The organism is Pseudomonas sp. R11-23-07, from assembly GCF_003852295.1.
In the GTDB taxonomy this organism is placed as follows: Bacteria; Pseudomonadota; Gammaproteobacteria; order Pseudomonadales; family Pseudomonadaceae; genus Aquipseudomonas.
Window position 1 is genome coordinate 3,671,955 of record NZ_CP027761.1, and the last position, 15,036, is coordinate 3,686,990.

A 15,036-nucleotide genomic window follows, 5' to 3' on the forward strand; every position below is an offset into this window, starting at 1 on the left:
CCCATCGCTTAATTAATCGAGGGATCGAACATGTTGAAGTCACTCAATATCATGGCAACTGCATTGGTGTTGGCCGGAATAATCTCCACCAGTACTTACGCAGCCGACACACCAAAAGCTGAAGCGGCGGCGCGCGGTCAGAGTATCGGCACCGCAACAGTTGCAGCGAATGCTCCAATGCCATGCCCACCTGCAAACCGAGGGGCCAGCGCGACGGGAACCGCGCCTGGCACCGATCATGCCGCCTGCACAACCGCCAAAAATAATGCGAGGGAGGCATTGCGCGCCCAAGTGCCTCAAACCTGCGCGGCTTACATTTCGTCAACCAAACCCTGCAAGGTCGTTAACTAGCGCACCCTGGGTTCAACTTGAAAAGTCCGCCGCAGAACCTGCGGCGGCCACCAAAACTGTAGGTTTAGCAGGCGCCCCCTTCAAAAAACGTTGTTCATGATCGGGGTCGGGCAGCAGGCAGGTGTCATATTTTCCGAAGAGTCGATAGCGGTTTAAAGCAATGCGATCGTAGGCCCAATCCCGAATTGGACGTGGGATGCCACGCAACAGCCCCAGTGGGCGCCAGCCGGCAGGCAGTTGGGCAATGATTTCGAAAACCGCATCTGAGCGCACCCAGTAATGCCGGTCACGAATTACCGCCATGGTATCGAACTGATTCAACGGCAGCCCCGCCCAGGCGAGCAGCGCCTGGCCCTCTGGCGACTGTACAGCCGCCAATCGCACGCGCCGTTGACGATCATGGCGAATCAGGAACCGAGCCCAGCCATTGCACAGCTTGCACACGCCATCGAAGAGCACCACGGTCTCGCCTGGTTTGAGGAAAGGCGCGGGAGAGGGGCGGGTTTGGGAGGCAGGCATGAGCATGGGTCCAATCGGGCCGGGTTCATCAGGACCGACTTACCCTCAGCCCTTCAACTCACTGGCCCGATTGCTCGCCGCATCATCGTAAGCCACATACAGCGACTCGGCGATTTGGCTCTTGATAGCCTTGCTGGACTCCAGGCCCAACACAAAACCCTCGGCTTTGCCGCCGGCGCGGTTGAGTTCTTCGTGGGTGGCAGCGCCGGTGATGGCGTCGAGGAGTTTGGCAGCAACGGGCCCGACGCCTTTGGGCAGGGAGATTTGGTCGATGGACATGGCGGTACCTTTAAAAAATGAACGGTAGCGCATAGATCACTGCCGGGATGGGCATGGTAGACCAGCTGGCAAGGAAAGGGGCTACTTTGCGCCGAAAGTGGCTAAATACCTGCCCCTCTCGCTCAGCCTCACACAACCCATTGCGCCGTTACTACGCCTGCGCCGCGCGCCGCGCATACATCGCCCGTTCCGTCTCCGCCGTGGCCCGCTCACCTTTGTAGGTCAGTTGAATGATAAAAAACCGTTCCCTGCCACCCTTCACATCCGAGGGGTCATAGGTTCTGAACAACGGCGCCAGATCAATGGTCTTGGCGAAATTTTCGTTGGTCAGGCTGTAGTAGCCCATGCCGCTGCCGGACCAGGGCGAGCCGGCGTCTGTCATGTCGATGGCGGCGTTGCGGAAGGTCACCGCGGCCGTTTTCAAATCAGCGGAGCCATTGAGCAGTTCGGTGAGCCGCTTGATATTCGCGTCGCTCAGCTGACCGGCCTTGTCGATGACTTTCAGGCGGCCATCGGCTTCGACGGTAAAACCATAATCGGTTCTGGCCAGGTCGGGGGCGGTGCTCTTAAGGGTGGATGCGAACGCGGTGAAGGCGCTTTTGAGCACCGCCTGGGCACTATGGAAGCGGTCGACGAAGCGAGGAAACTCCGGTGATTCGGAGCGCCCGACCCACACGTCGGTCACCTGCGGTGGCTCGCTCGCGGTTTGGGCGGCTTCGCTGGGATGATAGACCGCAGCCGGCCCGGCATCTGCCAAAGGTTGCTTGGCCGCCTCCGGCAGTGCCTGGGGCGTCAGTTTCTGCTCGGAAGGCGCAAGTCGGATATTGGCAGGGGCTATGGTGGTAGCGCTGATGGAGAGTGTCATTTCAATCTGTCCATGATTGGCGGGTTCATGAAGGTTATCGACGTGAAAGGCTTGATCTTTAGACCAGCTCGGGACGTAAACAACCGTCGTTGAACCTCGAGCACCAACGGCCTGGGCGCGCCCACCTGCCTGCCCTCAATCAGACGCCTGCGACAATGGTCGCGCCACCTGCTCCAACGCCTTGCGCTCGGCCGCCACACCCCAAATTGCCTGCACCAGGGCAGCCGCACACATCAACGCTGCCCCGATCAAATACCCCACGAACAAACTCCCGCGCTGTTGCGTCTGTATCAATTGCCCGAACAAGGTCGGCCCGATGATCCCGCCCAGCCCGGTGCCGAACGCATAGAACACCGCAATCGCCAGCGCGCGTATTTCCAGCGGGAAGGTCTCGGCCACGGTCAGGTACGCCGAACTCGCCGCTGCCGAGGCGAAGAAGAAGATCACCATCCAGGCCACGGCTTGCTGGGTCACGTCGAACCAGCCTTGCTGGAACGCGTAGCCACTGAGCGCCAGCAACACGCCGGAGGTGGCGTAGGTGAAGCTGATCATCACGCGCCGGCCGACCACGTCAAACAACCGTCCCAGCAGCAACGGCCCGCAGAAGTTGCCGAGGGCGAGCGGCAAGACGTACCAGCCGACGCGCTCGGCGGGCACGTCATAGAAGTCGGTGAGCACCAGCGCGTAGGTGAAGAAGATCGCGTTGTAGAAGAAGGCCTGGGCAGTGAGCAGTGTCATGCCGACCAGGGCGCGACGGCGAAAGCTGACGAACAGGGTGTGGAAAATCTCCGCCAGCGGTGTGTGGTCGCGCGCGTGCAGCCGCAACGGCGGGGCGGTCACTGGGGCCAGTGCGTGGCCTTGTTCGCGCAGGCGCGCTTCGATGCCGTCGACGATGCGTCGCGCTTCGTCGTGCTGGCCGTGAATCAGCAACCAGCGCGGGCTTTCCGGCAGCCACAGGCGCATCACCAGGATGATCAGGCCCAGCGCGGCACCGATGCCGAAGCACAGGCGCCAGCCGAGGTCGCCACCCACGACCTGCGGGTCGAGCAACACGATGGCGCCACCGGCCCCCAGGGCTGCGCCCAGCCAGAAGGTGCCGTTGATGGTCAGGTCGACCCAGCCGCGATAGCGCGCCGGGGTGAATTCCTGGATGGTCGAGTTGATTGCGGTGTATTCGCCACCGATGCCCATGCCGGTCAGGAAGCGGAACAGCAGGAAGGTTTCCAGGTTGAAGGAGAACGCCGTGGCTGCGGTGGCGCCCACGTAGAGCCACAGAGTGATGAAGAACAGTTTGCGTCGCCCCAGACGGTCGGTTAGCCAGCCGAACAGCAGCGCACCCAGCACGGCACCGGCGATGTAGACGCCACCGGCAAGGCCAATGTCGAGGTTGCTGAGGTTCAGGCCGGTGCTGCTTTTCAGCGCGCCGGACACCGAGCCGGCCAAGGTCACTTCCAGGCCGTCGAGCAACCAGGTGATCCCGAGGGCGAACACCAGCAAGGTGTGGAAACGGCCCCAGGGCAAGCGGTCCAGGCGCGCGGGCAGGTCGGTCTCGAACAGCGTGCCAGGGGTGTTTGAGTGTGGCTGGGTCATTGTCACATCCGTCCATGTGCACTGCCTCGTCCAGTTAGGAGTGAGGCTGTGGCGAGGGAGTTCAACGTGGTCGCGCTGAACGAACGGCGGGTGGGTGGAGTCGCAGTATCAGGCCCCGGCAAGGAACCCACTGATGCCTCTGAATAATGCTGCCCTCGCGATGCTGCTCACCCTGGCCGCCAGCACGGCGGCCATGGCCCAGGAGCCGCTGCGACTGGAAAACCTGAAACGCTGCGGCGACCTGCTGCAAAGCCGGGAGCAGGATTGGTGCCTGAGTGTGCACGGGCTGGGTGAAGCAACGCCGCAGGTGAAACTGGCGGGCAAGGCGCTGCCGGCGCAGACGCTCCAGCGCGACGGCGACCAGTTGCGCCTGCGCCTGGACAGCACGCACTACCAGAGCGGCCCGCTGTGGCTCGAAGACGGCCCGCGCGCCAGTAACGCGGCCTGGCTGACTCTGCGCAATAGCCATGTCGTCGCCGCCGGGCCCAGCGAAGTGGCGAAGAACATGGACGGCCTGACCACCTATGTCGACCTGGTCAGCGTGCTGATCGAGGAAGACCACGACGGCCGCCAGGAAGCCGAGCGCCTCGCGCGCAAATACGGCGCGAGCGTGGTCGGCAGCATCGCGCCGCTGAACCTGTTCCAACTGCGCCTGCCGGCCACCGACCTGCTGCAGCGCGACGCCTTGGTGCTACGCCTGGGCAGCGAGACCAGCGTGGATGCGGTGGTGATCGAAGAATCCGCCGCCGAAGAAACCGAGCACGCCGCCACGCGCCACGAAAAACCGCAGAAGCCATCGCCCGACTCCGATGAATGGGCCGCCAACCGCTTTCTCGACGCGGTGGCCTATTATCAGCGGCGCATCCCGGGCCAACACACACCTATCACGCCGCAACCGGTGCGCATCGGCCTGATCGAGCGCGGCGTGGATTTCGACACCGCAGATTTCGCCGACTACCTCGGTGCCTGCGCCCCCAGGCGTACCTGCGTCTACGCCCGCGATACGGGTGCGGCGAGCAGCCATGGCACCACCGTCGCCGGTATCCTTGCGGCAGGCTGGGACAACGGCGGCAACACCGGCTTTTTGCGTGGGCTGGACAAGGCCGGCGGTGGCTTTGACGTGATTGTCGAACGCAACTCCGATGCCGGCATCACGGCCAACATCGCCGCCTCGGTCAACCTCGTGGAGGACGGGGTGCGCGTGCTCAACTGGAGCTGGGGCATTCATCGCGTCGGAACCAAGGACGTCAATGGCAATGACGTCGACTCGCTGGTGCGCTCGGGAATTGCCATGAGTGGCTACGAAGAACTGCTCGAAGAGTTCTTCCTGTGGCTGCGCAAGGAACACCCCGATGTGATCGTGGTGAACTCCGCCGGTAACGGTTCGGCATTCTCTGGCAGCGACGAGTACCGCCTGCCCTCCTCCTTCATCACCGAGCAGTTGCTGGTCGTGGGCGGACACCAGCGTAACGTGCGTGGCGGCGTTGCCGTCGATGACCCAGCCTATGCCCTTACACGCAGCTCCTCGAATGTGGACATGCGCGTCGACATCACCGCTGCCGCCTGCGCCCACGCGTCCACGCCCGACGCCGGCCAGGAAGGCGCCGTGCATTGCGGCACCTCCTACGCCACGCCGATGGTCGCAGGCTTGCTGGCGGCGATGCTGTCGATCAACCCGCAACTGCAACCCGAACAGCTGCGCATGCTGTTGCGCCGCAGCGCCATGGCGATCGGCGAGAACCACGACTTTGAACGCAGCGACGCCCAGGACCTCACCGCGCCGATCCTTCCATCGGAGCGCAACTACCAGCTCAACGACAAGGACGTCGGGCGCTCGGCTCGGTTGGATATGCAGAAGGCGCTGGACCTGGCGGTGCAAAGCCGGACGCGGGTGCGCTGAACCGCACCTGATCGTTCCCACGCTCTGCGTGGGAATGCCTCCTGGGACGCTCCGCGTCCCACCTACTGCGCACAGATGATCAGGAATGCTCCAGCGCCACCGGTTTGACCGCCTGCCCCTGTTGACGCGAAGTGACCAGGCCGATAAAGGAGATCACCAGGGCCAGGCCAATCGTCGAGGACACTTCGGTGCGGTGTTCCGGCGTCACCATCATCACGGCCAGCGCCGCGCAGATGAACGCGATGACCAGATAAGTCAGCCAGGGAAACAGCCACATGCGAAAGGTCAGCTCGACGTTCTGCTTGAGCAGCAGCCGACGCATGCGCAGTTGCGAGATGGCGATGACCAGATACACCAGCAACGCGATGGCACCGGAACTGGCAAGCAGAAACTGGAACAGCCCGGCGGGCATGAAGTAACTCAGCAGCGTCACTCCCGCACCCAGGATGGTGCTGGCAATCACCGCCGCCCTGGGCACGCCCGCCGCTGACGTGCGTTTGAGGGCGCGTGGCGCATCGCCGCGTTTACCCAGGGAGAACAGCATGCGCGAGGAGATGTAGATCGAGGAGTTCATGCAACTGGCCACGGCGATCAATACCACCAGGTCGACCATGAACTTGGCGTTGGGAATGTTCATCAACTCCAGCGCACGCTGGTAAGAACCCACGGATGCCAGCAGGGGATCGTTCCACGGCACCACGGAAATAACGATCGAGATCGACAACAGGTAAAACACGCCGATGCGCCAGATCACCGAGCGGGTCGCCTTGGCGATGTTCTGCGCCGGGTTGCTCGATTCGGCCGCGGCGATGGTCACCGCCTCGGTACCGATGAAGCTGAACATGATGGTGATGAACGCCCCCACCACGGCCGACAGGCCATTGGGTGCAAAGCCGCCGTGCTCTTGCATCAAGCGGCTCAAGCCGCTGGCTTCACGATCCGGAATCCAGCCCATCAGCACGCTGAACCCCAGGCCGATGAAACCGACGATGGCGATGACCTTGGCCATCGCGAACCAGAACTCGAACTCGCCATATTTGGCAACGCTGAACAGGTTGGTGATCACCAGCAAAATGATCGACAACAACGCAAACAACCATGCATCGACCTGAGGAAACCACTGATTGAGCACATGCCCGGCAGCCAGCGCCTCGATCGGAATCACCAACACCCAGAACCACCAATACAACCAGCCGATGGTGAAGCCTGCCCAACGGCCAATGGCCTGGTCGGCATAGGTGGAAAACGAGCCGGTGTCGGGGCGCGCCACCGCCATCTCCCCGAGCATGCGCATCACCAGCACCACCAGCAGGCCGGAGCACAGATAAGCCAGCAACACCGCCGGCCCCGCCGCCGCGATGGCATGCCCGGAGCCGACAAACAACCCCGCGCCGATGATGCCTGCGATCGACAACATGGTGACGTGGCGCGGCTTGAAACCCTGCGCCAGCTGAGCGTTGGAATCGTTGCAGTTGAGGCTATTCATTGTTTTTGTTGTTCTCGGGCGACCAATACCCCTCACCTTAAGTGCGCAGGACAACGCCAAAGTAGCCTGAGCGCGGCATCATCGTGTCTGATCTCGACATCGGCCAATCGACTGCAACGTTTGAGGGCACAGCATGCGCACCGGGCAATCAATGGGGACGCATGATTGCCCGACAGCCCATCACGCTGCTGTACTGGACTTGAATAGCTCGCTCATGAGGTCGGTTGCCGCCCCATGCCCGAAGACATCAGCGGAATCACGCTGGGAAGGATCCAGTGTGCCTTCGGCTCTGATGCTTTGCCCGGTATAAACCAACGTTCCTTCCAGCACTTCGACCGCGCTGTGATAACCCAAGCCGACCAAAAACGCACCCGCCCCTGCCGCACGCGCATAGCGCTGGTCCTGCTCGGCCGGCGCCAAGACCGACATAGGCATGATGGTGCCACCGTCTTGAGCGCGGGGACCATCGGGCAGCGCACCCACGTATTGATCGTGTGCGCTTACGCCGCGCAGCATGTCCCAAGCCTGTAAAATCTCGGCCGGCGACGCTGACATATGCCCGACAAGCGGCTCGGTCGTTTCTTTGACGCGGGCCGTCCCAATGTCAAAAACCGCCCAGCGATTGTCAGGAATACGTTCAGATGCGGGGACATTGAGTGCCTTATCCGCTTCCAGCCCGCTGTTATGTACGCCTGCTCGAAAAGGCATGTCGGCCGGCGAATTGAACGAACGGACCTTTCGTTCAGCGCGTTTATCCGGGCCGACAACCGCAGAGCCGCCTTGCTCACGCAAGTGCTGGATGGCGACAGTATCCGGCACCTCCAGCCCCTGGGCTTTGAGCAGATGGTTGAGGGCTGTCATCAGCCCCTCATCTGCATTGCCGGGGGTGGTGTAAAACCCGCCGATATCGCCCATCAGTGCGATAACCACCGCTCTATCGGTGGCGCTCGCAGCCACGCTGCCCGTTGCCGCCTGCGCGCCTGCGGCTCGCGCCAATGCTGCAAGCAAGTCATCCGTCGTTTTTCCAGCCAGCAGCCGTCCTTCCCCCAGCAAATGAGCACCCATCATTTTCTGATGTTCTGCGCTCAGGTTCGAGACCACGCGATGCAACACCTTGGCTGCCGCCGCAAGCTCTCCGGTCAGGATGTCACTGGGCTTGTAAAGCACGCTTCTCGCCGCGACGGTCTGTGCGAAGGCCAACTCTTTGGTGGTCGCCCGGGAAGCCTGTCGCGCCGGGTCGCCATGGGTGATTTGCAGGTGAGCGGCGTCCTTGGCCTTAAGCACATCATTAAAGGCAGCGGCGTCTTTCGCGGCATTTTCCAGGGCGTGATAATTCATGAAAAGCTTATCGCCAATATGCTCGAACCCGGGTCTACCCGAAAAATCCTCAAGCAATTTATTCTGGACCTTCGGATGCGTCAGCGCGTATGAAATTTCATCCATCGAGTGCCCGCCATCCACGTAAATGAACAGCAAGGCCTGGATGGCCAAATAGGTTTCAAGGTCGTCAGGGTGTGTATCGGCATGCACCGCTTTGCAAGCACGTACCGCCCCCTGTTCAATCACGATTGAACCCGACGGCCCGTTGACGTAAGTCCCTGTGCCTTTTTCAAAAAGCGTCTTCATATAAGAACCGGGTTGAGATGCATCAGGATGTTCAGGATCCTGCATCTCAAGCCTGTCGGGGCAACGGGTGCTGGCGCTGGCTAACAACTGGTTCTTGTAGTCATTTTCATACGTAATATTAAAAGGTTCGTTCAGGCGCAAATCCCTGGGCGCCGCGTCGATGTTTCGCAAAATACCGACGTTGTAACTGTCGGCCTGCCTGAACAGGTTGCCTTCTCGGGCATTGAGTTCTATACGGCCTTTGCCCGGTGCCCTGATGGGATCAAACACACCGTCCCAATGACCTGCCGGGAGTTTTGCCTCGGCATCCGGTTCATTTTTCAGCGCGTAGCTCAAATATCGGTGTTTGTAGATATCAAACAAGGCCGCTCTGGCCTCGGGTGAAATACTCAAGGTTTCCAAGGTTTTCTCGGCACGCGTGTAGAAACCCTGAAGCTGATCCAAACCGACGATGCGGGTGTCGAAACTTTGATTTTTCCAAGCGGCCTCATATTTCTCGAACAACGGTGCGCTGACATAGTTGTCCTTGATGTAATTCACTTGGTTGTTTGAGATAGCGCAGAAGGTTTTATAAATGTCCGGCGAGCGGAAGTAATCCTGCAACGCATGTTTGGCATAGTAGCTTTCGAATGCACGCCGTACCGGGTCGTTGACCATTTTCAGCTTCATCGCACCGTCAGCAACTTGCGCTGAGCCGTTGACGACCAGCTTGACCAGCTCTGCTTTACGCTGATCAGGATCGTGGATACTGCGCAGTCGAGTGAGAATTTTCTGAGTTTGGGTTTCAGTCGGCCCCGCCATCCTGAACCTGTTCAACCCCAGGCTCAGCGCACCATCCTTGATTAACGCCTTGCCCGGCAAGATACGGTCCTGAGAGTATTTTTCAACGATATCACTGGTGATAACGGCGTTATAAATGGCGCCATTTCTGATTTGCGCGGGCTGCGCGTCGCCGTAGAGAAAACTGACCGGGCGCGCCTGCCCCTCAGCGTTGAGTGTGACTGTGGGCACTGCGTTCGACTGCAGTTCAATTGGCTTGTTTTTCAGGTAATCGAAGTTCTTCACGAACTCGACATTCTTCAAGTTGCTGTCAGGGTCAGACGCTAGCTCGGCCGACGCTCTTAAAACGGTAGTATTGTTAATCGGCACAGTGTTCACTCTCATTGGATAAGATAACTAACGTCGGACGATGCTTACTTGAAAATGCCGTGCAGCGATATCATCAGCCTGAAAAACCCATCCAACGCCCCCTGCAGATGTGTGGCTGAACCACTACACGTATCATCCAGCAAAGCCTTGACTTCGTAACCACGTAGACCTTTACCCAACACGGCCTGGCCCGTGACTACCGATGGCAATGGGTATTGCAGTGCAAGCAGCAGTTTTTCCGCATGAGTATTCAGCGTGGCGCCGTTCAAGGTAGTTAACTCACTCCACATCCACACCCTGTGATGATCAGCAGTCAGCATGATCGGGCTGATAGTTTTAAAGTTAAGTACGATCGACGAGTGACGATCAAAGTGCCCTATTTGTTCTTGGGGCACGCCAAAATCCAATAAAGTCTTGCGTAGTGTTTTCGATATATCAGAATTCACAGCCTATGCCCTCAAGCGTCAGCCACTGTGCCTCAAGCGGTTACAACCGACCTTCCTGAATTATCCAGATGCCCCCTTTCAATGCATGTAAGAGGGGCGGACTATGAGTGGCGAACTTCCACAAACAGTTCCACCTGGCAACTCACGCACCGTTCGTGCGTTAACCCGCCTGCATCATCATCTGCCACAAGGAAGCCCCCACGCCGGTGATGCTCTCGCCGGCGATAAGCCCGGCCGCTGCGGTAATCGCAAAACGCTCGGTAAGGCTTGGCCAACGGCAGCTGATCACCCAGGTCACCACCGCCCCCAACGCCATCATCAGCGACACGGAGGCCGGCAATACAAACGCCAGTCCCAATGCCGCCGCGCTGGGCAGATAGCGGGCACGATCGACAGGCAACATGCTGTCGAGCATACCCAGCGCTGCACCGATCAAGGCCGCGATGGCAATCGCCCAGCGAATGCTCGGCGACAGTGAGTCCAGCCCGTGGGTCAGGGTTTGCGCCACGGCTTTCCAGGTGGCCACGGCCGGCGCCGGCCATTGCTCGGTGAGCAGCATGCTCTGGGGGTCGGGGATCAGTGCCAGGTAGGCGAATACGCCGACGATGCTGCCGACGAAAATCCCCAGGATTTGCGCGATAACCTGCTTGTGTGGCGTAGCGCCAATCGCCTTGCCCACCTTGAAGTCGTTCATCAAGTCCGTGCATTGCCCGGCCGAACCGCCGGCCGTGTTGGCGCTCATCAGGTTGATCGGCACCTGCCCCGGCGCGGCGATGCCGAAGCTCAGTTGGGACAGCTGCCCGATTGCGCCAATCGGCGGTATACCAGTGGCCCCCACCACCCGCGCCGCCACGGCAGCCAGGCAGATTGCCAGGGGAATGGTCAACAGTGCCATCCACAGGTTGATACCGAACAACAGCGCCTGCAGGCTCACCACCAAGCCGATCGCCAGGATGAAGCCGGCGGCAGGGCCCGGCTTGGGCAGCGTCCACGGCGTGCCGCCGCCCGCCCGGGTGGAGCGATGCAGCGCCCACAACCGAATCGCCAATGACGCCAGGGTGGAACACACCATCAGGCTCACCCCTGGCCACAGCAGCCATTCCACCAGCGCGGCAAATTGTGGGCCGCTGCTACCCGCCGCAATGTTCACCAGTCCTTGCGCCAACAGCCATGGCCCCAGCCCGCCCCAGGCCAGCACGGCGCCGAGCAGCAAGGTCAGGCCGACGCGAATGCCGATGATGCCGCCGAACCCCAGTAACAGCAGCGAAGGGTCTGCGCTAAACGTCAGTCGCTCAAGCTGTGCGGTCGGCGACCAGCGCGGCAGCGCCCACAGGAAGGTATCCACCCACTTGACCAGCCCCGACAACATGGCGGCGCTGAGCAGCACTTTCAAGCGTGTCGCGGCTTCGCGCCCGTGGTTGTAGATGTGCAGCAAGGTCTCCAGGGTGGCCATGCCTTCGGGAAACTTCAGCGCCTTGTCATTGAGCAATGAGGGCCGCAGGTACCACGCGATCCAGATCCCCAGGAAGCTCACCGAAAACACCCAGGCGATCATCGGGATTGCCTCCAGCTGGTTGCCCGTGAGCAAGGTGTAAGCCGGGATGGGCGCGACCAGCCCGCCGGAAATGATCGACGCGGCGGCCGAGGCGACGGTCTGGTTGATGTTGCTTTCGTGCAGCGTCCACGGCACCGCCGCAGCAGAGCGCTTGGCCAGGCCTTGCCAGACCGCATAGCCAATCAGCAACGCGATGATCGACATGTTGAACGACCAGCCGATTTTGAGGCCCGCGTACACATTGGACGGGGTCAGCAGGATGCCGAGCAGGACCCCGGTGATGACTGCCCGCAGGCTGAGTTCGCGTTCTACGGGGAGGGGTGACGAGATGGGATGCATGCAGATTCCTTTCGACCAGAAGACAGCGCCACTGGTTAAGTGAGCGCTGCCTGGCGCAAAGGTTCAGCGGTCCTTCATGCGCCTCTATTTGGCGAACGCATACTCACCGCCCTGCTCCACTGCCTTGCGATAAGCCGGTCGTTGCTGGAGCTTGTCTACCCATGCCGCCAGGTTCGGGTATGCCTGCAGCTTGCCCTGCGCCTTGGCAATCTCGCCGATAAAGCTCATCTGGATGTCCGCACCGGTCAGCTCGTCACCCACCAGGTACGGGGTTTGCCCGAGCACGTCATTCAGGTAGCCGAGGTAGTTGGCCAGCTCCGATTCAATGCGCGGATGCAGCGGTGCGCCGGCTTCACCCAGGCGCCCGACGTAGAGGTTGAGCATCAACGGCAGCATGGCCGAGCCCTCGGCAAAATGCAGCCACTGCACGTATTGATCGTAGCTGGCGCTGGCCGGATCGGGCTGCAGTTGGCCGTTGCCGTGGCGGCGGATCAGGTAGTCGATGATGGCGGCCGATTCAATCAGTACACGGGAGCCGTCCTCGATCACCGGCGATTTGCCCAGCGGGTGAATGGCCTTGAGCTCGGGAGGCGCGAGGTTGGTTTTCGGGTCGCGCTGGTAGCGCTTGATCTCGTAGGGCAGGCCCAGCTCTTCGAGCAACCAGAGGATGCGCTGGGAGCGCGAATTGTTGAGGTGGTGAACGGTAATCATAGGGGGCAGCTCCGTTAGGGTTAAGGAGAAGACTACGCGGCAGCGGCAGAGTGCCCTGAATGGGCGCTCAGTCCAATCGAAACCGCGCCGTGTTAGCACTCAACGCCCGGCTGCCCTTGCTCAGGCTGTCGGCGGCCTGATTGACCGCCCGCGCGCCGTCGAGCAAGCGCCCGGCCGCCTGGTCCACCTGCTGGATATTGCCGCTCACCTCGTCGGCCGTTGTGGCCTGTTCTTCCACGGCGGCGGCGATTTGCGCAAGGGTGTCGGTGACGTTCTGCACGGCACCGGCGATTTCGCCGAGGCGCGTGCCCAGGCCGGTGACGGATTCGGCGTCACTGAGCGCCTGGTTGCAGGCGGCGCCCATCAGGCTGACGGCCTGGCTGACCGTGGCGCGCAAGCTGTCCACGGTGCTGGCGATCTGCGCGGTGGACGCCTGGGTGCGTTGCGACAGGCTGCGCACCTCATCGGCGACCACGGCGAATCCGCGACCTTGCTCGCCGGCGCGGGCAGCTTCGATGGCGGCATTGAGGGCCAGCAGGTTGGTCTGCTCGGCGATCCCGCGAATGGTGTCGACCACCGATTGAATCTGCTGGCCCTGCTGGCTGACTTGTTCCAGCGCGTTGGCGGTGTCGGTCAGGCGCTGGTTGAGTTGCTGGATGCTGGCCGTGGTGCGCTGGCTGTCGCGGCTGCTGTCCTCGGCAATACGCCGGGTCTGCTGGGCGCTGTCGGCAGCCTGCTCGCAACTTTTGGCGACGCCCAGGGAGGTGGCGGCCAACTGGGTGGCGGCTGCGGCAATCTGGCTGATCTGGTGTTGCTGGTCTTCGACTTCGGTGAGGGTGCTGCCCGATTGCGCGTTGAGGGTGAGCACGGTGGCGCCCAGCTGCTGGGTTTCATGATTGACGCCGAGCAGGCTGGCGCGCAGTTGCACCACGGCGACGTTGAGCGCCGTGCTGATGGCGGCCAGTTCGTCGCGCCCCTCCACCGCCACTTCGACGCGCAGGTTGCCGTCGCGCAAGGACTCGGCCAGCGTCGTGATGCCGCTGGCGCTGCGGCGGATCGACGCTTGCAGGCAGACGAACAGGTACAACGCCGCCAGCGCCAGCAGGCTGAACGTCGCCGCCACGGGGATGAAGTGCTGCAGCGAGCGCTCACGGTAGTAACTCAAGCGCGCGTCGAGCGAATGCAGCGACTGGCTGCGCAACGCGCCCAAGGCCGCGAGCATGGCGTCAACGCTTTGGTTGAACGCGGCGGTGTCGAGCTTGATGGTGCCGCCGAAGACGCCCTCGTCCAGGGTCTTCAGCTCGCTGTCCAGGCGTTGCAGGCTGGTTTCGTACTGCACCGTCCAAGGCTCGAGGCCTGGGTATTGCCTGGCTTTGAGCGCGCCGGCTGCCTTGACCAACTGGTCGCGCGCATCTCCGATGCGGCCGCGCAGGTCGCGCATCTGCAAACGGCTTTGCAGGGTGAACTGGCCCGAGGCGATCGAGGATTGGCCGACGCTGGCCGTGCGCCCGATACGCTCGATCAGGTCCGGGGTGTGCTGGCTGGAAATCTGCATCAACAGGTAGGTTTCCAGCCATGGATCGAGGATCAGGCCGGCGTCCAGGGTGATCTGTTCGCGCAGCGATTGCATGGCGGTCAGGGCCGCGGTGAAGCGGTCATAGCCATCCGGCCACCAGCCGACGGTGCGCAGGGCCTGGGTGTCCATGCCCTTGACCGCTACCTGCAAGGTGTCGAAGCGCGCCAGGGTATCGGCGCTGGCGTTATGGGTTCTGAGCGCGTCGCCCAGGGTTTGCAGGCCTTGCTGGATCACTGGGCTGCCAGCGTCCACCTTGTCCATTGCGGCCTGGGCGGCAGGGGTTGGCGTATGCAGGATGTCCAGGGCTTTCCAGCGGGCGGCCAGGTTGCGTTGGGCGGTCAGTTGCACATCGAGCGAGTCCAGCGCCAACAGTTGGCGCACACCGGACTGTTCGCTGGAAATCACCGCGAGCTTGTCGCGGTAATCCTGGCCGATCATCCACAGGCTCCCGGCCAGCGGCAGCATGAACAGGAAGAACAGCACCTGGAACTTGCGCGCGAAACCGAACCGCCCAAGCAGGCGGATACCCGGTGATAAAAGTCTTTGCATGCCCTGCAACTCCCCTGAACGAACTCAAGCTTCACAGCGTGTGAAATAACTAACGGCAAAATGCCATGTCATTGATTAGCAAGATATGGGCCGCA

At 61.5% G+C, this 15,036-nt stretch carries 11 protein-coding genes; 1 reads left to right on the forward strand and 10 read right to left on the reverse strand.

Annotated features, from left to right (window positions below; genetic code table 11):
* Positions 1-363 precede the first annotated feature (363 nt).
* From C4J84_RS16825 to C4J84_RS16840, 4 genes are all read right to left on the reverse strand, one after another.
* Positions 364-870 (reverse strand): thiol-disulfide oxidoreductase DCC family protein, encoded by a 507-nt coding sequence (locus tag C4J84_RS16825; protein ID WP_124436332.1) that lies wholly within the window; start codon positions 868-870, stop codon positions 364-366.
* Positions 871-915: 45 nt separating this feature from the next.
* Complete coding sequence (locus C4J84_RS16830; RefSeq protein WP_124367724.1) at positions 916-1,149, reverse strand: hypothetical protein; 234 nt, start codon at positions 1,147-1,149, stop codon at positions 916-918.
* A 151-nt stretch (positions 1,150-1,300) separates the two neighbouring features.
* Entirely contained in the window at positions 1,301-2,014 is a 714-nt protein-coding gene (locus C4J84_RS16835) for a hypothetical protein (RefSeq protein WP_124435761.1), read from the reverse strand.
* Positions 2,015-2,149: 135 nt separating this feature from the next.
* Entirely contained in the window at positions 2,150-3,604 is a 1,455-nt protein-coding gene (locus C4J84_RS16840; RefSeq protein ID WP_124435762.1) for an MFS transporter, read from the reverse strand.
* Positions 3,605-3,737: 133 nt separating this feature from the next.
* Between C4J84_RS16840 and C4J84_RS16845 the strand changes: the two genes are divergently transcribed.
* On the forward strand, positions 3,738-5,504 hold the full coding sequence (locus tag C4J84_RS16845) for a S8/S53 family peptidase (protein ID WP_124435763.1): 1,767 nt from the start codon (positions 3,738-3,740) through the stop codon (positions 5,502-5,504).
* Between the two features lie 79 nt (positions 5,505-5,583).
* Here the strand turns inward: C4J84_RS16845 and C4J84_RS16850 are convergent, their stop codons facing one another.
* The 6 genes from C4J84_RS16850 to C4J84_RS16875 all read right to left on the reverse strand — a co-directional run bounded on the left by C4J84_RS16850 (position 5,584) and on the right by C4J84_RS16875 (position 14,941).
* A complete protein-coding gene (locus C4J84_RS16850) occupies positions 5,584-6,990 on the reverse strand; it encodes an amino acid permease (protein WP_124435764.1) in 1,407 nt (468 codons plus the stop codon).
* Between the two features lie 180 nt (positions 6,991-7,170).
* Complete coding sequence (locus tag C4J84_RS16855; protein WP_164487815.1) at positions 7,171-9,681, reverse strand: hypothetical protein; 2,511 nt, start codon at positions 9,679-9,681, stop codon at positions 7,171-7,173.
* A 128-nt stretch (positions 9,682-9,809) separates the two neighbouring features.
* Positions 9,810-10,160 carry a type III secretion apparatus InvB gene (locus C4J84_RS16860; RefSeq protein ID WP_177412751.1) on the reverse strand — a complete coding sequence of 117 codons (351 nt, stop codon included), beginning with the start codon at positions 10,158-10,160 and terminating at the stop codon, positions 9,810-9,812.
* A 211-nt stretch (positions 10,161-10,371) separates the two neighbouring features.
* Positions 10,372-12,105, reverse strand: coding sequence for an OPT family oligopeptide transporter (locus C4J84_RS16865; RefSeq protein WP_124435767.1), 1,734 nt, complete (start codon positions 12,103-12,105; stop codon positions 10,372-10,374).
* Positions 12,106-12,189: 84 nt separating this feature from the next.
* Positions 12,190-12,816, reverse strand: a complete 627-nt coding sequence (locus C4J84_RS16870) for a glutathione S-transferase family protein (protein WP_124435768.1) — start codon at positions 12,814-12,816, stop codon at positions 12,190-12,192.
* Positions 12,817-12,883: 67 nt separating this feature from the next.
* Entirely contained in the window at positions 12,884-14,941 is a 2,058-nt protein-coding gene (locus tag C4J84_RS16875) for a methyl-accepting chemotaxis protein (protein WP_124435769.1), read from the reverse strand.
* Positions 14,942-15,036 lie beyond the last annotated feature (95 nt).